Here is a 15,281-nt window from a genome sequence, read left to right as displayed (position 1 = left end):
GGGCGCGTAGATCTTCGGACAGGGTTCTCGCCATGCAAGCTGGCCTCCGTGCCCAGCAGGCACGGTGAATCAGATTTCGCGCCGGGCGGGAATCCTCAGCGACTCTGAATGGTCAGATTTCGCTCTAGGCGCAAGCCGCGGGAGCGGATCGCCTGCAGCAGGGCGGGAGCCTCCGGGTGTGTCAGCGGCTCGGTGGTGATGCCGGATACGATGATCAGCGGGTCGACGGCCATGACATCGTCCAGTGCTCGGCCGAGTTCGGGGGCCGACAGGACCTTGCCCGGCAATGGGCGCTGGCCGTGGCCGAAGCAATGCGGGCATTGGTACCGATCACAATGCAAGCCCGGATGGATCTCCACCTGCAAGGGTCTGGCGGGATCATGCAATCGGACCAGTTGTCGGAAAAAATGACAACCATAGTTGAATGTATACATTTCAAATCTCCAAATTTCCGATACCGGCAATAAAATTTAGTTTTTATTGAATTGTATTTCAGTAATATATTGAGAAATTTCTATGTAATATTATAAGTATTACAGATTAACTGCAATTAGGCTCCGGGTACTTCTGGTCGAAACGCAATCATTGCAATATTGCGGTGTCCGCACCCTTGCCCATGCGGTGTGGCCTTCGAAGGACCGGGCCGCAGTTCAGGCGCGTCCCCACCCATAGCCTCATGCTCCTTGCCGAAGCCTATGTGGCTTTCAACAAAGCAAAGCCGCCCTGGATCCGTTCACCAACACCCGATGTGTCTGCCTCGGCCCTTGAGAATTTAGGTCCTTACCTCGCCAGCCTTGGTTATCATCCCGCACTGGTGCTCTGTCGGGAGACGTTGGCATGCTTGCGCTCTATTTCGCGCCGGGGTCGAGCGCGATGGCACCGCATATCGCATTGCACGAGATCGGTGCGCGCTTCGAAAGTCGGCCGTTGTCGTTCGCACGGCAGGAGCACCGCGCGGCCAGTTACCTGGCGATCAATCCCGAGGGAAAGGTTCCGACCTTGCTCGTCGATGGTCGCCCCCTCACCGAGGTGGCGGCCATCCTGTTCTATCTTGCGCGCCGCTATCCCGAAGCCGGTCTGCTGCCGATGGGGGATATTGAAGCCGAGGCGCAGATCCTGTCCTGGATGTCGTTCCTTGCCTCGACAATCCACCCCGCTCGGCGCCAGGGGATCGAACAGGCCCGCGTCGCCTATGGACTGGCTGACCAACGCCTTGGCAGCGGAGAATGGGCGGTCGGGAAATATTCAATCGCCGACATCCATCTGTTCCGGCTGTTCTGGCGCTTCCGCAACGCGGCCTGCCCGGAACCAAGCGAATTCCCTGCCCTCTCGGCTCACTACGATCGCATGATGATGCGGGATGCAGTGTGCCGAACCTGCGCCATTGAAGCGAAGATCGGCTACGAGCTTCCGGTCTAGACCAGATGTCCGCCTGAGATGGGGCGACTCGTCCCACAGTATGCAGGTTGCGAGGGTTGAGCCGGAACTTTCGGCACCGTGCCTCATGCACAGGAGACGGGTCATGGCGGAGCTTATCACCTACCTTGGCCTCGATGTGCACAAGGAGACGGTGGCGCTGGAGGCCAGCATCGAAGCGACGCTGCCGGATTGGTCTCTGGCACCGGTGGTGCGCGCGTTGCAGGCGCTGCACGGCATGGCGCTGATCGTAGCGGCGACGCTGGCCGCCGCACTCGGCGACATCACCCGCTTCGATAACCTGCGGCAGTTCATGGCCTATCTTGGGCTCGTCCCTTCTGAGCATTCGGCAGCACCAGGCGGCGGCAGGGCGCGATCACCAAGGCCGGGAACGGGCGGCGCGCCGCATGCTGATCGAGGCAGCTTGGAGCTACCGCTTCCCTGCCCGGATCAGCCGCGAGTTGCTGCTCCGCCAGGAGGGCCTGGCCAAGCCAATCCGCGACACGGCCTGGAAGGCGCAGGAGCGGCTGCGCGGGCGCTATCGCAAGCTCGCCAGGGCCGGGAAACCGGCGAACGTGGTCACCGCAGCAATTGCCGGCGAACTGGCAGGCTTCGTCTGGTCGATCACCAAGCAGGCGCAGCCGTCTGCCGCCTGAATTGCCGATACAGGGAACAGCGAAGGGAGGCCGCCACCCGCATCAAAGACATATCTGCAGCTGGGCAGGGCTGGAGGCACGGCCAGGAGAACCCTCGAACCACGACCAGCCGGACCCCGTCCGACGCTGGCCCTAGACCGAGGAAGCCCCGCGACGTATCTCCGGTCCGGCGGTAGCCAACCCGCGCATCAGAGCATGATCATCCGTCGTATTCTTGATCGTGTCTGTGACCTGCCCTACCCAGCCGCAGCTCCGTTGAACGGCTTGCCAAGCAAGCAAGGGAGATCCGCGCCTGCTGCTTGAAAGGGCGGACACGAGAGTGGTGGGCGTCGGAGGTTTGATACCCACTAAAAGCCGGAGAGGGCGGGAAGCCGCCCCCAGCACACCATGTTATGGCGCTATGGCGTTATGGCACGGTGCTTTGCGGTATCGGAGATCCACAGTGGCGACGGAGATTGAGCGGAAATTTCTACTTGTGAGTGATGAGTGGAAAGCCGGGGTCATCCAGACCTACTCCCTCAAAGACGGCCTTCTGGCGCGATTCGGCGAAGGCAAGGTCCGGATCCGGCATCAGGAAGATTGGGCTTTCATTACGGTCAAAGGTCCTCGCAGCGGAATCAGCCGAGCCGAGTATGAATACAAGATTCCGCTCGAGGATGCCGAGGAACTCCTCTCGCTCTGCCAGATGCCTCATATCGAGAAGATCCGCCATATCGTGCCGTATGCCGGGCTGAACTGGGCGATCGACATCCACCTGGGCCCGCTCGCCGGAATCGAGTTCGCTGAGGTCGAACTGGCCCACCCGGAGCAGCCGATCACCCTTCCTCCCTGGATAGGTGAAGAGGTGACGCACGACCCGCGTTACCGCAAGGCTACTCTGCTGAAGCACAGGGCTGCCATCCTGCGGGCAGGCTCTTGAGGCGACCAGACCGTCCCTCGTTCCCCAATGACGCTACCGCAGTCGGGCGTAACCCGGCGGTTCGCACTGGGTACCAGGGGTTTTGGCGTCTACCACCAGACGGCCCGGACAGCCGCGCCACCGGTTGACCGGGGCGCCGCGCTGCGCGAGCCTCCGCCGGATTATCGAGGAGACCGCCATGTCTGAGGATTCCGCCCTGTTCGACAAGGGCCTGCCGATTCGCCGCGAGGTGCTTGGCCCGGCCTATGTCGATGCGTCGATGTCGAAGGCCGATGATTTCATGATGGCCTTCCAGCGCGCCACCACCGCCTGGGCCTGGGGCTGGGCCTGGGGTGACCCGACGCTGGATCGCAAGACCCGCAGCCTGATCAACCTGGCGATGCTGACCGCGGCCAATCGCGCGCCGGAGATCAAGCTGCACGTCAAGGGCGCGCTGAACAACGGCGTGACGGTGGAGGAGATCAAGGCGACGCTGCTGCACGCGACGGCCTATTGCGGCATCCCCGCCGGCCTCGACGCCTTCAAGGCGGCGCATGAGGTGCTGGTCGCCGAAGGCGCATTGCCGGGGAAGAAGTGATGGCCGCCGAGATCCGGGCCATCGGCTTCGTCGGCATCGGCAACATGGGCTGGCCGATGGCGGCCAATCTGGTCAAGGCCGGCTATGACGTCGCGGTCTGTGACGCGGTGCCGGGGCGCAGCGCCCAATTCGCCGAGCAGGTCGGCGGCCGCGCCGTAGCGGATGCCGCCGCCGCTGCCGCCGGCGCCCAGGCTGTCATCACCATCCTGCCGACCAGCAAGCAGGTGGCCGAGGTCGTCGCCGGCATGCAGGGGGCGCTGGCACCCGGCACGCTGGTGATCGACATGACCAGCGGCCAGCCGGCCAGGACGCGGGAGATCGCCGCGACCCTGGCCGAAGCCGGCGTCATGATGATCGACGCCCCGGTCTCCGGTGGCGTGCCGCGGGCGAAGACCGGTGACCTCGCCATCATGGTGGGCGGCGAGGATGCGCTGCTCGATGCTGCCGAGCCGGTGCTGAAGGCCATGGGCACCAGCATCCATCGCTGCGGCGGCATCGGTGCCGGCCAGGCGATGAAGGCGCTGAACAATCTGGTCTCCGCCGGCGGCTTCCTGATGGGGATCGAGGCGCTGCTGATCGGCCAGCGCTTCGGCCTCGATACCGGCAAGATGGTGGATGTGCTGAACGCCTCTTCCGGCATGACCAACAGCAGCCAGAAGAAGTTCAAGCAGTACGTCCTGTCCCGCCGCTTCGACGATGGCTTCGGGCTGGATCTGATGGTAAAGGACCTCGGCATCGCCCTGGAAGTGGGGCGGGAGACCAATACGCCGACGCCCTTCTCCGCCCTCTGCCGGGAGATGTGGGCCTCGGCGCTCACCGCCCTTGGCCCGGGTCACAACCACACCGCCTCGGCGCAGCTTTCGGAGAAGCTGGCCGGCGAGATCCTCGGGGGGAACAAGTGATGTGGGAAGCCTATGCCATCCGCTACGGCCGCCACGAGCGGACGGCGCAGGCGAACTTCCTGCTGCCGGTGGCCGACCCGCATGACGCCATGCCGCTCGACTACTTCGTCTGGCTGCTGCGCAATGCGGAAGGCCATGAGATCGTGGTCGACACCGGCTTCGACGCCGCCTGCGCCGAGAAGCGCGGCCGCACCTTGAGCCGCAGCGTCGCCGACAGCCTGCGGGCGATGGGCAGCGACCCGGCCAAGGTGCGCGATGTGGTGATCACCCATCTGCACTACGACCACGCCGGCAGCATTGAGCTGTTCGGCAACGCGCGTATCCACATCCAGGACCGCGAGATGGCCTTCGCCACTGGGCGGCACATGTGTGCCGGCTGCATCCGCGTGCCCTTCGAGGCCGACCACGTCGTCGCCATGGTCCGCGCCCTGTTCGCCGACAAGGTGCAGTTCCACGACGGCGAGGGCGAGGTCGCTCCTGGTGTCACCGTGCATCGGGTGGGTGGGCATTCGGATGGGCTGCAGGTGGTCCGGGTCGAGACGGCGCGCGGGCCGGTCGTCATTGCCTCGGATGCGATGCATTTCTACGCCAATGACAGCACCGGCAATCCCTTCCCGATCATCTTCGACCTCGGGGCGATGACCCAGGGCTGGCGGATTGTACGGCGGCTGGCGGGCGGGGACGAGACGCGGGTGATCCCCGGGCATGACCCGCTGGTGCGCAGCCGGTTTCCTGCCGTTGCCGGACAGAACGGCGACGTCGTGGCGCTGCACCTGCCGCCGGTAGGCTGACCCGGCAACAGTCCGGGCCAGGGTCGCGCGCTTGCAATTCCTGGCCTAGGCTCGATCTCGACCATATCCCTGAAGATTGGCGAGAGACGCTTATGCCAGATACTGCCATGCCGGCGCTGAGCAACCTGAAATTCGGCGTGGGGCAGCCCGTTCCGCGCAACGAGGACCCGATCCTGCTGCGCGGCGGCGGCCGCTACACGGATGACCTGACCCTGCCGGGCCAGCTCTGGTGCGTCATGGTGCGCAGCCCCTACGCCCATGGAATCATCAAGGGGATCGATACGGAGGCCGCACGGGAGGTTCCCGGCGTGGTAGGTGTCTTCACCGGGGCCGATCTCGCGGCTGGCGGTTACGGTCCGATGAAATGCGTCCTGCCGCTGAAGAACCGTGACGGCACGCCGCTGCGGAACATCGAGCGGCCGGCCCTGGCCATGGACAAGGTGCGCTTCGTCGGCGATCCGGTCGCCTTTGTCGTTGCCGAAACCAAATCGGCGGCCCGTGACGGTGCCGAGGCGGTCTATATTGACATTGATGTCCTGCCGGCGGTTACCGAAGCCTCGGCCGCCGCCGCCCCGGAGGCACCGCAACTCTACGACCACATCCCCGGCAACACCGTGTTGGACTTCCATTTCGGTGATGCCGAGAAGATCGCTGCGGCCTTTGCCGGCGCCGCGCAGGTGACGCGGCTGTCGATGCGCAACAACCGGGTCGTGGTCTGCGCCATGGAGCCGCGCAGCGCGATCGGCGAGTATGATGCCGGGAGCGGCCGCTACACGCTGCATGTCGGCAGCCAGGGCGTCTTCGGCCTGCGCGCGCAGATGGCCAGCGACATATTGAAGGTGCCGGCTGACAAGCTTCGCATCCTCACCGGCAATGTCGGCGGCAGCTTCGGCATGAAGGCCAGTGCCTATCCGGAATACCTCTGCCTGCTGCATGCGGCGAAGCTGCTCGGCCGGCCGGTGAAATGGACGGATGAGCGGACCGGCTCCTTCCTCTCCGACCAGCATGGCCGCGACCACGAGGTGGTGGGCGAGCTGGCGCTGGATGCGGAGGGCAGGGCGCTGGCGGTGCGACTGACCGCCTTCGCCAACATGGGCGCCTATCTGGCAACCGTGGCGCCGCTGATGGGCACCGGCAATTTCGTCAAGAACGTGCAGAGCAACTACGCGACGCCGCTGGTCGAGGTGAACACCACCTGCGTTGTCACCAACACCTCGCCGGTCTCCGCCTATCGCGGTGCGGGGCGGCCGGAAGGCAATTATTTCTTCGAGCGGCTGCTGGAGCAGGCAGCGAAGGAAAGCGGGCGCAGCGCCATCGAACTGCGGCGGATCAACCATATCAAGGAGGAGGCGCTGCCCTTCACCGCCTCCACCGGCAGCGTCTACGACAGCGGCGACTTCACCGCGGTGCTCGACCATGCGCTGGAGGTCGCCGACTGGGACGGCTTCGCCGCCCGCAAGGCGGAGAGCGCCGCGCGTGGCAAGCTGCGCGGCCGGGGCATCGGCAACTTCCTGGAATGCACCGCGCCACCGACGAAGGAGCAGGGCGAGATTCGCTTCGAGGTGGATGGCACTGTCACCATCATCACCGGCACGCTGGACTACGGCCAGGGCCATTGGACGCCCTTCGCCCAGGTGCTGCACCAGACCCTGGGCGTGCCTTTCGAATCGATCCGGCTGGTGCAAGGCGACTCCGACCTGCTGATCGCCGGCGGCGGCACTGGCGGATCGAAGTCGCTGATGGCCTCGGGTGCGGCGATCATCGAGGCGGCGCAGCTGGTGATCGAGAAGGGAAGGGCCGCGGCCGCGCATATGCTGGAGGCGGCGGCGGCTGACATCGAATTCGAGCGCGACGGCAACGGCCTCGGCCGCTTCACCATCGCCGGCACCGACCGCAGCATCGGCATCATGGAACTCGCCCAGCGGGTCCGCACCGCCGACAACCTGCCGCCGGAGCTGCCTGCCAGCCTTGACGTCCGGCATGTCTTCGACCAGGCGCCGCAGGCCTATCCCAACGGCTGCCACATCTGCGAGGTGGAGATCGAGCCGGAGACCGGCATCGCCGAAGTGGTGCGCTACATGTCGGTCAACGACTTCGGCGTCATCGTGAATCCGCTGATGGTCGAGGGTCAGGCGCATGGCGGCATCGCCCAGGGCATCGGTCAGGCGTTGTACGAGCATGTGGCCTATTCCGAGGAAGGCCAGCTGCTGTCCGGCAGCTACCAGGATTACTGCCTGCCGCGTGCCTCCGACCTGCCGAGCTTCGGCTTCGTCAGCCATCCGTCGCCCTGCAAGACCAATCCGGTCGGAGCCAAGGGCTGTGGCGAGGCGGGCTGTGCCGGGTCGCTGCCGGCGGTGATGAATGCGGTGGTGGATGCGCTGTCGGAATACGGCATCACCCACATCGACATGCCGGCGACGCCGGAGCGCATCTGGCAGGCGATCCAGTCCGCCCGTGGGTAATGCCGACGGCGGCCCGGAGGATCATCCCCGGGCCGCCGGCCTGTCCTACAGGAAGATCCGGGTCGCCACCGCGATCTGGTAGATCAGCCCAAGCAGCTCGCTGCCGACCTGAAACACCTTGGGGTCAAGGCGGGGCAGGGCGATCAGCTCATCACCCGGGCGCAGCGAATCATCCGGGTCCAGCACCAGCTCGCCGCTGGCGCGCCGGATCATCATCGAACCGTCGCTGCCGCGCGGCGTATAGCCGCCGGCGGCCCGGACAAACTCGGCGATCCGCATCCCCGGCCGCCAGACAACGGCGCGCGGCGCCGTCACCTCACCGGCGACCAGTACCGTCTGGGAGCGTTCCGGCACGACGATGACATCGCCTTCCTCCAGCCGGACCGGGGCGCAGCGGCCGTCGCGGTCGGAGACCACCACCCGGCCCTCCGGCTGCGTCCGCCGTGCCCGCTGGATATAGGAGGAGACGAGGTTGGCCTCCGTCGCGCGGATGGCGGCGACGCCCGTGGTCGACGAGACGGCCATGAACAGCTGCCGCTCCAGCCGGTCCAGCGCCTCATCGATCGCCCGCCGCTGCTGCTGCGCGACCGAGGGCCGCAGCAGGAAAACCGCTTCTGTATTGGCGAGCACCGGGTCCACGGCGATGTGGTCCAGCACGTCGCACAGCGTCGCGTCGCGGTCCGCCACCAGAACCGAGGGGCCGATCCGGCTGCCCTCCACCGTCACCCGCACGCTGCGTGCCGGGCTGTCGGTGATGAAGGTGACGGTGTCCTGGTCGCCCAGCGACACCCCGGACAGCTGGCCCAGCGCGACGTAGCGCGAGAAGGCCTGGCCGTTGCGGGTGCCGCGGATGATGGCGTTGGTGGCGGAGGGCAGGGGGCGCGCGTAGTCGATCAGCTCCCGCCCCGTCATCACCCGGCCAGGCACCTCGAACAGGTAGTTGTTGCGCACCGCGCCATCCGCCCCGACCACCGCGCGCTGGCGGGAGACGACGATGGTGTCGCCTTCCTGCAGCCGCGCGGCCGGCAGCCTTCCATCCAGCAGGAAGCGGTAGAGGTCGATGGTGGCGACGGTCCGGCCGCCGCGCTGCAACTGGATGTCGCGGTAGGAGCCGCGGCCGGGGTCGACACCGCCGGCGCGCACAAGGTAGTCGAGCACGCTGTCCGCCGCGCTGCCGCCGAAGCGGCCGGGGGTGCGGACGAAGCCGGTGACGAAGACGCCGATCCGCTGGGTGGAAAGCAGCACGGCATAGACCTGCACCTGGCTGGTGTAGATCCGCTGCACCTCGGCCTCGACCACCCGCTGCAGGTCGCCGGCGCGGGTACCGGCGATGCGGATCGGACCGATGTTCGGCAGGAATAGATTGCCGGAGGGGTCGACCACCCCCATCGTCTCCGCCTCGACCGCGCCCCAGACCCGGAGCGAGACGCGGTCGCCGGGGATGATGACATAGTTCGGGTTCGGCGCATCCGAGACCGCAGTCGCCTCGCGGGTGAACAGGCTGGCACCGAACACCGCCGTGGCCCCGGCGGCGCGGCTGCCGTCGCCGAGCGGCCCGACGGCCACCGGCCCGCCTTCGGACTGGGTCTCGCTGCCGACGCGGTTCAGCACGCGGTCCGGCGCGACCAGGTTCGGCAGGGTCTGCACCGTCGGGCCGGTGTTGGCCCTGTCCGCCTGCTGGGACTGCAGCACCTGCTGTTGCTGTTGCAGCAGACGGTTCTGCTGTATCATCTGTATCGGCGTCTGTGCCCAGGCGGCACCCGGCAGCGTGGCCAGAAGAAGCGCCATCCTGGCGCGCACAATGAGGCCGTTACGATGCATGTTCGCGCATTCCCGCCACCAGCAGCCAGGCCAGCCCGTAGGCAACGGACAGGCAGATGAAGATGTAGATCATGGTCTGCACGCCCTTCGGGTAGCGTGCGTATTCCGCCAGGTTCGGCTCGACGATGCGCAGCAGGAAGATCTGCTGGCGCTGCGCATCCACCCGCGCCCGCTCCAGCGAGGCGGTGGCCGAGGCAAGCTGGGTCCGGGCCAGCTCGCGTTCCGTGCTCAGCCGCTCATACTCGCCGATCTGCTGGGAAAGCCCGACCTCGGCGCTGCTCATCCGCGCGCGTTCCTCGGTGACCTGGGCGTTCAACGCCTCGATCCTGTTGCGAAGCTGCAGCACCCGCGGGTTCTCGTTGCGGACGAAGCGCTGCGCCTCGGCCAGATCAGCACGGGACTGCGCCAACGCGCCTTCGAGCCGGCCGAGATTCTCCAGCGCCAGCGCGGCGGACCGGCTCGGGTCGACCGCCCGTTCCCGCTCCCGGAAGCTGGTCATGGCAAGCTGCACGGCGGCCAGCCGCGCCTCGGCCCGGCCAACCTCCTCGCGTGCCACCCGCAACCCGTCCTCCAGCAGGCGCTGGTTGAGCCGGTTCACCATATCCTCGGACAGTTGGAGCAGCGTCTCGGTCAGTGCCTTGCTGTCCTCCGGCTGAAAGCTGCGGACACGGAGCGTGGTGATGCTGCTGGTGGTGTCGTATTCGGTGGTGATCATGCGGCGGAAGTAGTCGTGCAGCCTCTCGGCGGTCGGCTCGGCCCACCAGAGTCGGGCGATTGCATCGGCCTCCGGCCGGCGGAAGATGTCGACCAGTGGCAGCCGGGCGCGCACCGCCGCCACCGCATCATGGGATTGGAGGTAATCCCGCACCCCCATCGCCTCCTCGGAGGCAGCGCGGAAGCCGGCGGTCTGCAGCATCTCGCCAAGGCCCGAGGCGGGTGCCTGCTGCCGCCCGCGGATCAGGAAGCGGGCTTCCGAATCATACTGCGGCGCGGCGAATTGCACGAAGTAGACCCCTGCCAGCAGGGTCGGCAGCAGCACCGTCAGCTTGAAGGAATGGCGGCGCGCAAAGCGGCGCAGCCCGCCGAACAGGCTGGGGCGGGCGACCGGGCCGGACCAGCCGGGGGTATCGAGCGCCCCGGCGTCAGGCAGCGCGGTAGATGGCGATTGCTTCGTCCAGATCGTCATATCGGGTCAACCTACCATCGTGCAGGACGGCGGCGGAGGAGCAGAACGCCCGTACCGTCTCCGGCTGGTGGGATACGAGCAGCAGCGTGCTACGGGCATGGCGCTCGGCGAGCGCCTGGCGGCAGCGTTCGCCGAAGCGGCTGTCGCCGACGGCGATCACCTCATCTACCAGATAGCAGTCAAAATCGACCGCGAGCGACAGCGCGAAGCCAAGGCGCATGATCATGCCGGAGGAATAGGTGCGGACCGGCAGGCGGAAATACTCACCGAGCTCGGAGAAATCCTCGACAAAGCCGGTCGTCCAGTCGAGCGGCTTGCCGTAGATGCGGGCAATGAAGCGGGCGTTGTCGGCGCCGCTGATGCTGTAGTGCATCGCCCCGGCGAAGCCGAGCGGCCAGGACACGCTCATGTGCCGCTCGACCCGGCCGCTGCTCGGGCCTTCGACGCCGGCGATCAGGCGCAGCAGGGTGGTCTTGCCGGCGCCGTTGCGGCCGAGGATGCCGATCTTCTCGCCGCGGCGGAATTCTGTGGTGAGACCGGACAGCACCGTCCTGTGCCCGAGGTGGGTCTTGTAGCTCTTGTGGAGGTCGAGCAGCCGGATCATCGCGGGTCAGATCACCAGGTCACGGCGGGCGCGGCCGAGTGAGGCCATGCCGAGCAGGTTCAGCCCGGCGATCCAGGCGAGGACATAGCCGATGTCGTAATGCGTCGGCACCTGGGTGCCGAACTGGCCGTCGCGGATCAGCTCGAAGACATGCACGGTGGGAACCCAGAGCGCCGTCTTCTGCAGCTCGGTCGGCAGCCAGAACACCATGAAGAAGGCGCCGGTGGCCGGCAGCGCGAGGTAGGTGAACAGGTGGACCACCCGGTCGAACACGTCGGTGTAGACGCTGCCCACCGCGATCAGCAGCGCGACGCCATGGGTGAAGGCGAGCATCAGCAGCATGCCGATGACCATCTTCTCGGGTGCGCGCGGCCATTCGCCGGCGGTGATGCCGAAGAACAGCACGAAGGCGGCCATGGCGCCGCCGACTGCCGCGCCCTCCAGCAGGTTGCGCGCCAGGATGATGTCGAACAGCGAGATGTGGCGGTGGTAGAGCAGCGACTGGTTGGCGGCGATGGCCGAGGGCGCGCGGTTGATCACCCCGCGCAGCAGGTAATAGGGGATGTAGCCCAGCACCCAGAAGGCGGCGATGTGCAGCCCGCCGGGCAGGCCATGGCCGCTCAGGTGGTGCATCGCGCCGATGGCGCCGCCGAGCAGCGCTGGCTCCACGAACAGCCACAGATAGCCGAGATTGTCCCGCCCGAACCGGGTGCCGAGCTCGCGCAGGGTCAGCGCGCCGATCACCCGGAGCTGGGCGCGGAGCCCGGTGCGGATCCGGCCGATGTGGTCTGCCGCCCCGCTCACGGCCGCGCCGTGCCGCTCCGCAGCAGGGGGCGGGCTTCGCGCCAGGTGCCATCGGCCTGGCATACCAAGCGCGACCGCTCCTCCAGCCCGCTGCCGAGCAGCACCTCCCGGCATTCGTGGCCGCTGGCGGCGTTGTAGGCGCGGAGCAGTCGCACCCGGGTCGGCCGGCCGGTCTGCGGCAGCGTCACGCTGCTTTCCATCCCTGGCGCGGCGGTGGCGGCGAAGGCGAGCAGCGGGTCGGCCGGCACCGCCACGGCGGTGCCCTGGGCGGTCGGTGCCGTCCCCATCGGCCCCATCCCGAGACCCGCGCAGCCGATCAGCGACATCCCGCCCAGGATCGCACCGGCAAGCGGGTATAGCCCGCGCAGGACTCCGCGATTGTGCGCGGCAAGGTTGCGGGCTTCGTGACTACGAACGCCGTGAGTGGTAATCATGTTGAACAAGGCCCCCTGAACCCCTCTAGCAAAAAGCGAGGCGGCGGCAAGCAACTTTCGCATGGCAGGCGAAGCGTTCCCTTCGTATAGGTCGCGAGATGTGAAGGAAAGATTGCGGCGTAGGGAGAAACAATGCTCTTGCCACGCCAATCGCGCCAGGGTTCTGAATACGGCCTTGATATTGTGCCACAGGCGATAGCCTCCGACCCGCATCGTTCCCTTGGCCTGTTCCGGGCCCCTGCCTTCGGTCGCCGCCAAGCCATCATCTCCTGGCTTGATGCCCGGTCTCTTACCGATGCGGTGAGGGTCGGCCTGCCGGCGGCTCGGCCGGATGCGGCGCTGCGCCAGGCGGTGGAGATGCTGCGCCTCGCCCGCGTCGGCGGCGCACCGGGCCTGCCGGATCCCGGTGCCATGGCCCTCGGGCACGCCCATGGCGCGGCGGTGCTCGTGGTCGATCCCTGCGATCCCGCCCTGGCCGGCGCCGCCGCACGCATGCTCGAGACCGCTCGGCGCGGCGCCGCAGGCCGCCCGGTGCTGGTCGCTGCCAGCCCGGCAGCCCCACCAGCCGCCAAGCCGACCCTGCCCACGACCCTGCCAGGCCGGCTGGCGCCCTGGACGTTGCTCGACCTCGCCGCGGAGCTGCATAGCCTGGGCGACGAGCTGGGCCTGCTCGCCCTCATCGCCGGGGTGACGCTACGCGACCATGCCGGTGCGCCCTGGGCCGGGCCACCGCCGGAGCAAGCCCTGGCCGCGCTCTTCGCCGCCACGCGATGGGTGGATCCGTTCCGCGGCACGCCCTGGAGCGCGGCCGAAGGCATCGCCCAGCTCGCCGCCTGGCGGGAGGCCGAGGCCGCCAACCGAAGCATCCGCGCCTGCGTCGGCATCGAGTGGTTCAAGCACCGCCACATCCGCGACGCGCTTGCCAGCGCCGCCGGGCCGCCACGAATGGTGATGCGCGGCAGCAGCGCCATCCGGGTGGCGCGGCGCGAAGGCGGCGCGGTGGCCGTCTGGGCCTCGGTCATGCCCGCCGGGCTGCGGGTCCGGGCCGCCGCCGCCGGGGTGCCGCTGGTGCGGCTGGAGGATGGCTTCATCCGTTCCGCCGGCCTCGGCGTGCTGCTGGCGCCGGCCGCCTCGCTGGTGATCGATGGCCAGGGCATCCACTACGACCCGGGCCAGGAGAGCGCGCTGGAGGCGCTGCTGGCCCGCACGGAATTCCCCCCTGCGCTGCTCGACCGCGCGGCGCGGCTGCGGCAGGCGCTGCTGGCGGCGGGGATCACCAAGTACAATCTCGCCGGCGCCGCCCCGGTGCTGGCGCTGCCGCCGGGGCGGCGGGTGATCCTGGTGCCGGGGCAGGTGGAGGATGACGCCGCCATGCGGCTTGGCGGCGCACGGCTCCGCAGCAACCTGGCGTTGCTGGCTGCGGTACGGCGGGAGAACCCCGATGCCGTCATCCTCTACAAGCCGCACCCCGATGTGGAGGCCGGCATGCGGCGCGGCGCCATCCCACCCGCCGCGGCGGCGGCGCTGGCCGACCATGTTCTGGCCGAGGTGCCGATCGGCACGCTCTACGGCATGGTCGGGGAGGTGCATACCATCGCCTCCCTCGCCGGCTTCGAGGCGCTGCTGCGCGGCCTCAGGGTGGTGACACATGGCCAGCCCTTCTACGCAGGCTGGGGACTGACCGAGGACCGCGCCCCCCCGCCCCGGCGTGGCCGCCGTCTCAGCCTGGATGCGCTGGTCGCCGCGGCGCTGATCCTGCACCTGCGCTGCATCGACCCGGTCACCGGCCTGCCTTGCCCACCGGAACTGCTGGTGGAGCGGCTGGCGCAGGCACGGCCGCGGCTGCCAGGCCGCCACCCGGTGCCGGCGCCGCTGCGGGGCTTCACCGCGCGAGTCTCGCGCTTCCTCGCCGGCTGGTGGGCGGCGCGATGATCGGCCATGCGGTGATCAGCGGCGCCTCGCGCGGGCTCGGCGCCACGCTGGCCCGGCAGCTGGCGGCGCCCGGCGTGCGGCTGTCGCTGCTGGCCCGCGGCGGGGCGGGCCTGGCCGAGACCGCCGCTGCCTGCGCCGCCCGCGGCGCCAAGGTGGCCACCGCGGTGCTGGATGTGCGCCAGGCCGCTGCCATGGCGACGCAGCTTGCCGCCTGGGAGGCCGAGCGGCCGGTGGACACCATCATCGCCAATGCCGGCATCAATGGCGGCACCGCCCCGGATGGCACCCCGGAGACCCATGCGGCGGCGCTGGCGCAGCTGGAGGTGAATCTGCTCGGCGCCGTCAACCTGGTGCAGCCGCTGCTGCCGGGGATGCTGGCGCGGGGCCGCGGCCGAATTGCGCTGGTCGGCTCGGTGGCGGGCTTCCTCGGCCTGCCGGACAGCCCGGCCTATTCCGCCGGCAAGGCTGGGCTCTGGGCCTATGCCGAGGCGCTTCGCGCGGCGCATGGCCCGGCCGGGCTGCGGGTGCTTGCCGTCGCACCCGGCTTCTTCGACAGTGCGATGAGCGTACGCTACCTCGGCGCGCACCCTTTGCAGATCGGCACCGAGGCCATGGCCGCCCGCATCCTCCGCGCGCTGCGGCGCGGCCAGGGGCGGCTGGTGACGCCCTGGCCGCTGGGTGCGCTGCTGCGGTTGCTGGCGCTGCTGCCGCCGCCGCTGGCCGATGCGCTGCTCCGTCGTGGCCGCTTCCGCATCTCTCCGGAGTAGCTGGAGCAGG

14 protein-coding genes and 1 pseudogene are annotated in these 15,281 nt (G+C 68.2%); 9 read left to right on the top strand and 6 right to left on the bottom strand.

The genetic code is table 11. The features are described 5' to 3' along the window. Positions 1 to 95 precede the first annotated feature (95 nt). Positions 96 to 434, bottom strand: a complete 339-nt coding sequence (locus tag H7965_RS08990) for a hypothetical protein (protein ID WP_186770227.1) — start codon at positions 432 to 434, stop codon at positions 96 to 98. Positions 435 to 837: 403 nt separating this feature from the next. On the opposite strand from H7965_RS08990, the gene H7965_RS08985 reads away from it, so the two are divergent. From H7965_RS08985 to H7965_RS08955, 7 genes and pseudogenes are all read left to right on the top strand, one after another. Next, a complete protein-coding gene (locus H7965_RS08985; RefSeq protein ID WP_186770226.1) occupies positions 838 to 1,419 on the top strand; it encodes a glutathione S-transferase family protein in 582 nt (193 codons plus the stop codon). 85 nt (positions 1,420 to 1,504) lie between these two features. Next, positions 1,505 to 2,072: pseudogene (locus H7965_RS08980) on the top strand (transposase); the annotation flags it as partial. A gap of 442 nt (positions 2,073 to 2,514) precedes the next feature. After that, the gene (locus tag H7965_RS08975) at positions 2,515 to 2,991 is read left to right on the top strand and encodes a CYTH domain-containing protein (RefSeq protein ID WP_186770225.1); all 477 of its coding nucleotides are present in this window, start codon (positions 2,515 to 2,517) and stop codon (positions 2,989 to 2,991) included. Between the two features lie 178 nt (positions 2,992 to 3,169). Beyond that, complete coding sequence (locus H7965_RS08970; protein WP_186770224.1) at positions 3,170 to 3,568, top strand: carboxymuconolactone decarboxylase family protein; 399 nt, start codon at positions 3,170 to 3,172, stop codon at positions 3,566 to 3,568. Further along, positions 3,568 to 4,470, top strand: coding sequence for an NAD(P)-dependent oxidoreductase (locus H7965_RS08965; protein WP_186770223.1), 903 nt, complete (start codon positions 3,568 to 3,570; stop codon positions 4,468 to 4,470). The genes H7965_RS08970 and H7965_RS08965 overlap by 1 nt, the downstream gene beginning before the upstream one ends. Continuing rightward, the gene (locus H7965_RS08960; protein ID WP_186770222.1) at positions 4,470 to 5,261 is read left to right on the top strand and encodes an N-acyl homoserine lactonase family protein; all 792 of its coding nucleotides are present in this window, start codon (positions 4,470 to 4,472) and stop codon (positions 5,259 to 5,261) included. Before H7965_RS08965 ends, H7965_RS08960 begins: the two co-directional genes overlap by 1 nt. 92 nt (positions 5,262 to 5,353) lie before the next feature. Next, the gene (locus H7965_RS08955; RefSeq protein ID WP_186770221.1) at positions 5,354 to 7,723 is read left to right on the top strand and encodes a xanthine dehydrogenase family protein molybdopterin-binding subunit; all 2,370 of its coding nucleotides are present in this window, start codon (positions 5,354 to 5,356) and stop codon (positions 7,721 to 7,723) included. A gap of 45 nt (positions 7,724 to 7,768) precedes the next feature. On the opposite strand, the gene H7965_RS08950 is transcribed toward H7965_RS08955, so the two are convergent. Genes H7965_RS08950 through H7965_RS08930 form a run of 5 tightly spaced genes read right to left on the bottom strand, consistent with a single transcriptional unit; the run spans position 7,769 to position 12,425 of the window. Further along, positions 7,769 to 9,511, bottom strand: coding sequence for a polysaccharide biosynthesis/export family protein (locus tag H7965_RS08950; RefSeq protein WP_229682544.1), 1,743 nt, complete (start codon positions 9,509 to 9,511; stop codon positions 7,769 to 7,771). A gap of 22 nt (positions 9,512 to 9,533) precedes the next feature. After that, positions 9,534 to 10,730: a capsule biosynthesis protein gene (locus H7965_RS08945; RefSeq protein ID WP_186770219.1), complete on the bottom strand. Its 1,197-nt coding sequence runs from the start codon at positions 10,728 to 10,730 to the stop codon at positions 9,534 to 9,536. After that, complete coding sequence (locus tag H7965_RS08940; protein ID WP_186770218.1) at positions 10,687 to 11,334, bottom strand: ABC transporter ATP-binding protein; 648 nt, start codon at positions 11,332 to 11,334, stop codon at positions 10,687 to 10,689. Before H7965_RS08940 ends, H7965_RS08945 begins: the two co-directional genes overlap by 44 nt. 6 nt (positions 11,335 to 11,340) lie before the next feature. Continuing rightward, complete coding sequence (locus H7965_RS08935; protein WP_186770217.1) at positions 11,341 to 12,138, bottom strand: ABC transporter permease; 798 nt, start codon at positions 12,136 to 12,138, stop codon at positions 11,341 to 11,343. After that, on the bottom strand, positions 12,135 to 12,425 hold the full coding sequence (locus H7965_RS08930; RefSeq protein ID WP_186770216.1) for a DVU3141 family protein: 291 nt from the start codon (positions 12,423 to 12,425) through the stop codon (positions 12,135 to 12,137). Before H7965_RS08930 ends, H7965_RS08935 begins: the two co-directional genes overlap by 4 nt. 279 nt (positions 12,426 to 12,704) lie before the next feature. Here H7965_RS08930 and H7965_RS08925 point away from each other — a divergent pair, with 279 nt between their 5' ends. Continuing rightward, the gene (locus tag H7965_RS08925) at positions 12,705 to 14,504 is read left to right on the top strand and encodes a capsular polysaccharide export protein, LipB/KpsS family (RefSeq protein WP_186770215.1); all 1,800 of its coding nucleotides are present in this window, start codon (positions 12,705 to 12,707) and stop codon (positions 14,502 to 14,504) included. Beyond that, positions 14,501 to 15,271 (top strand): SDR family NAD(P)-dependent oxidoreductase, encoded by a 771-nt coding sequence (locus H7965_RS08920; RefSeq protein ID WP_186770214.1) that lies wholly within the window; start codon positions 14,501 to 14,503, stop codon positions 15,269 to 15,271. Before H7965_RS08925 ends, H7965_RS08920 begins: the two co-directional genes overlap by 4 nt. The last annotated feature ends 10 nt before the right edge of the window (positions 15,272 to 15,281 follow it).

It is taken from the genome of Siccirubricoccus deserti (genome assembly GCF_014283215.1).
Classification (GTDB): Bacteria; Pseudomonadota; Alphaproteobacteria; order Acetobacterales; family Acetobacteraceae; genus Siccirubricoccus; species Siccirubricoccus deserti.
Note: the sequence above shows the minus strand (reverse complement) of the source record. Positions and strands in the feature narration are given on the sequence as shown.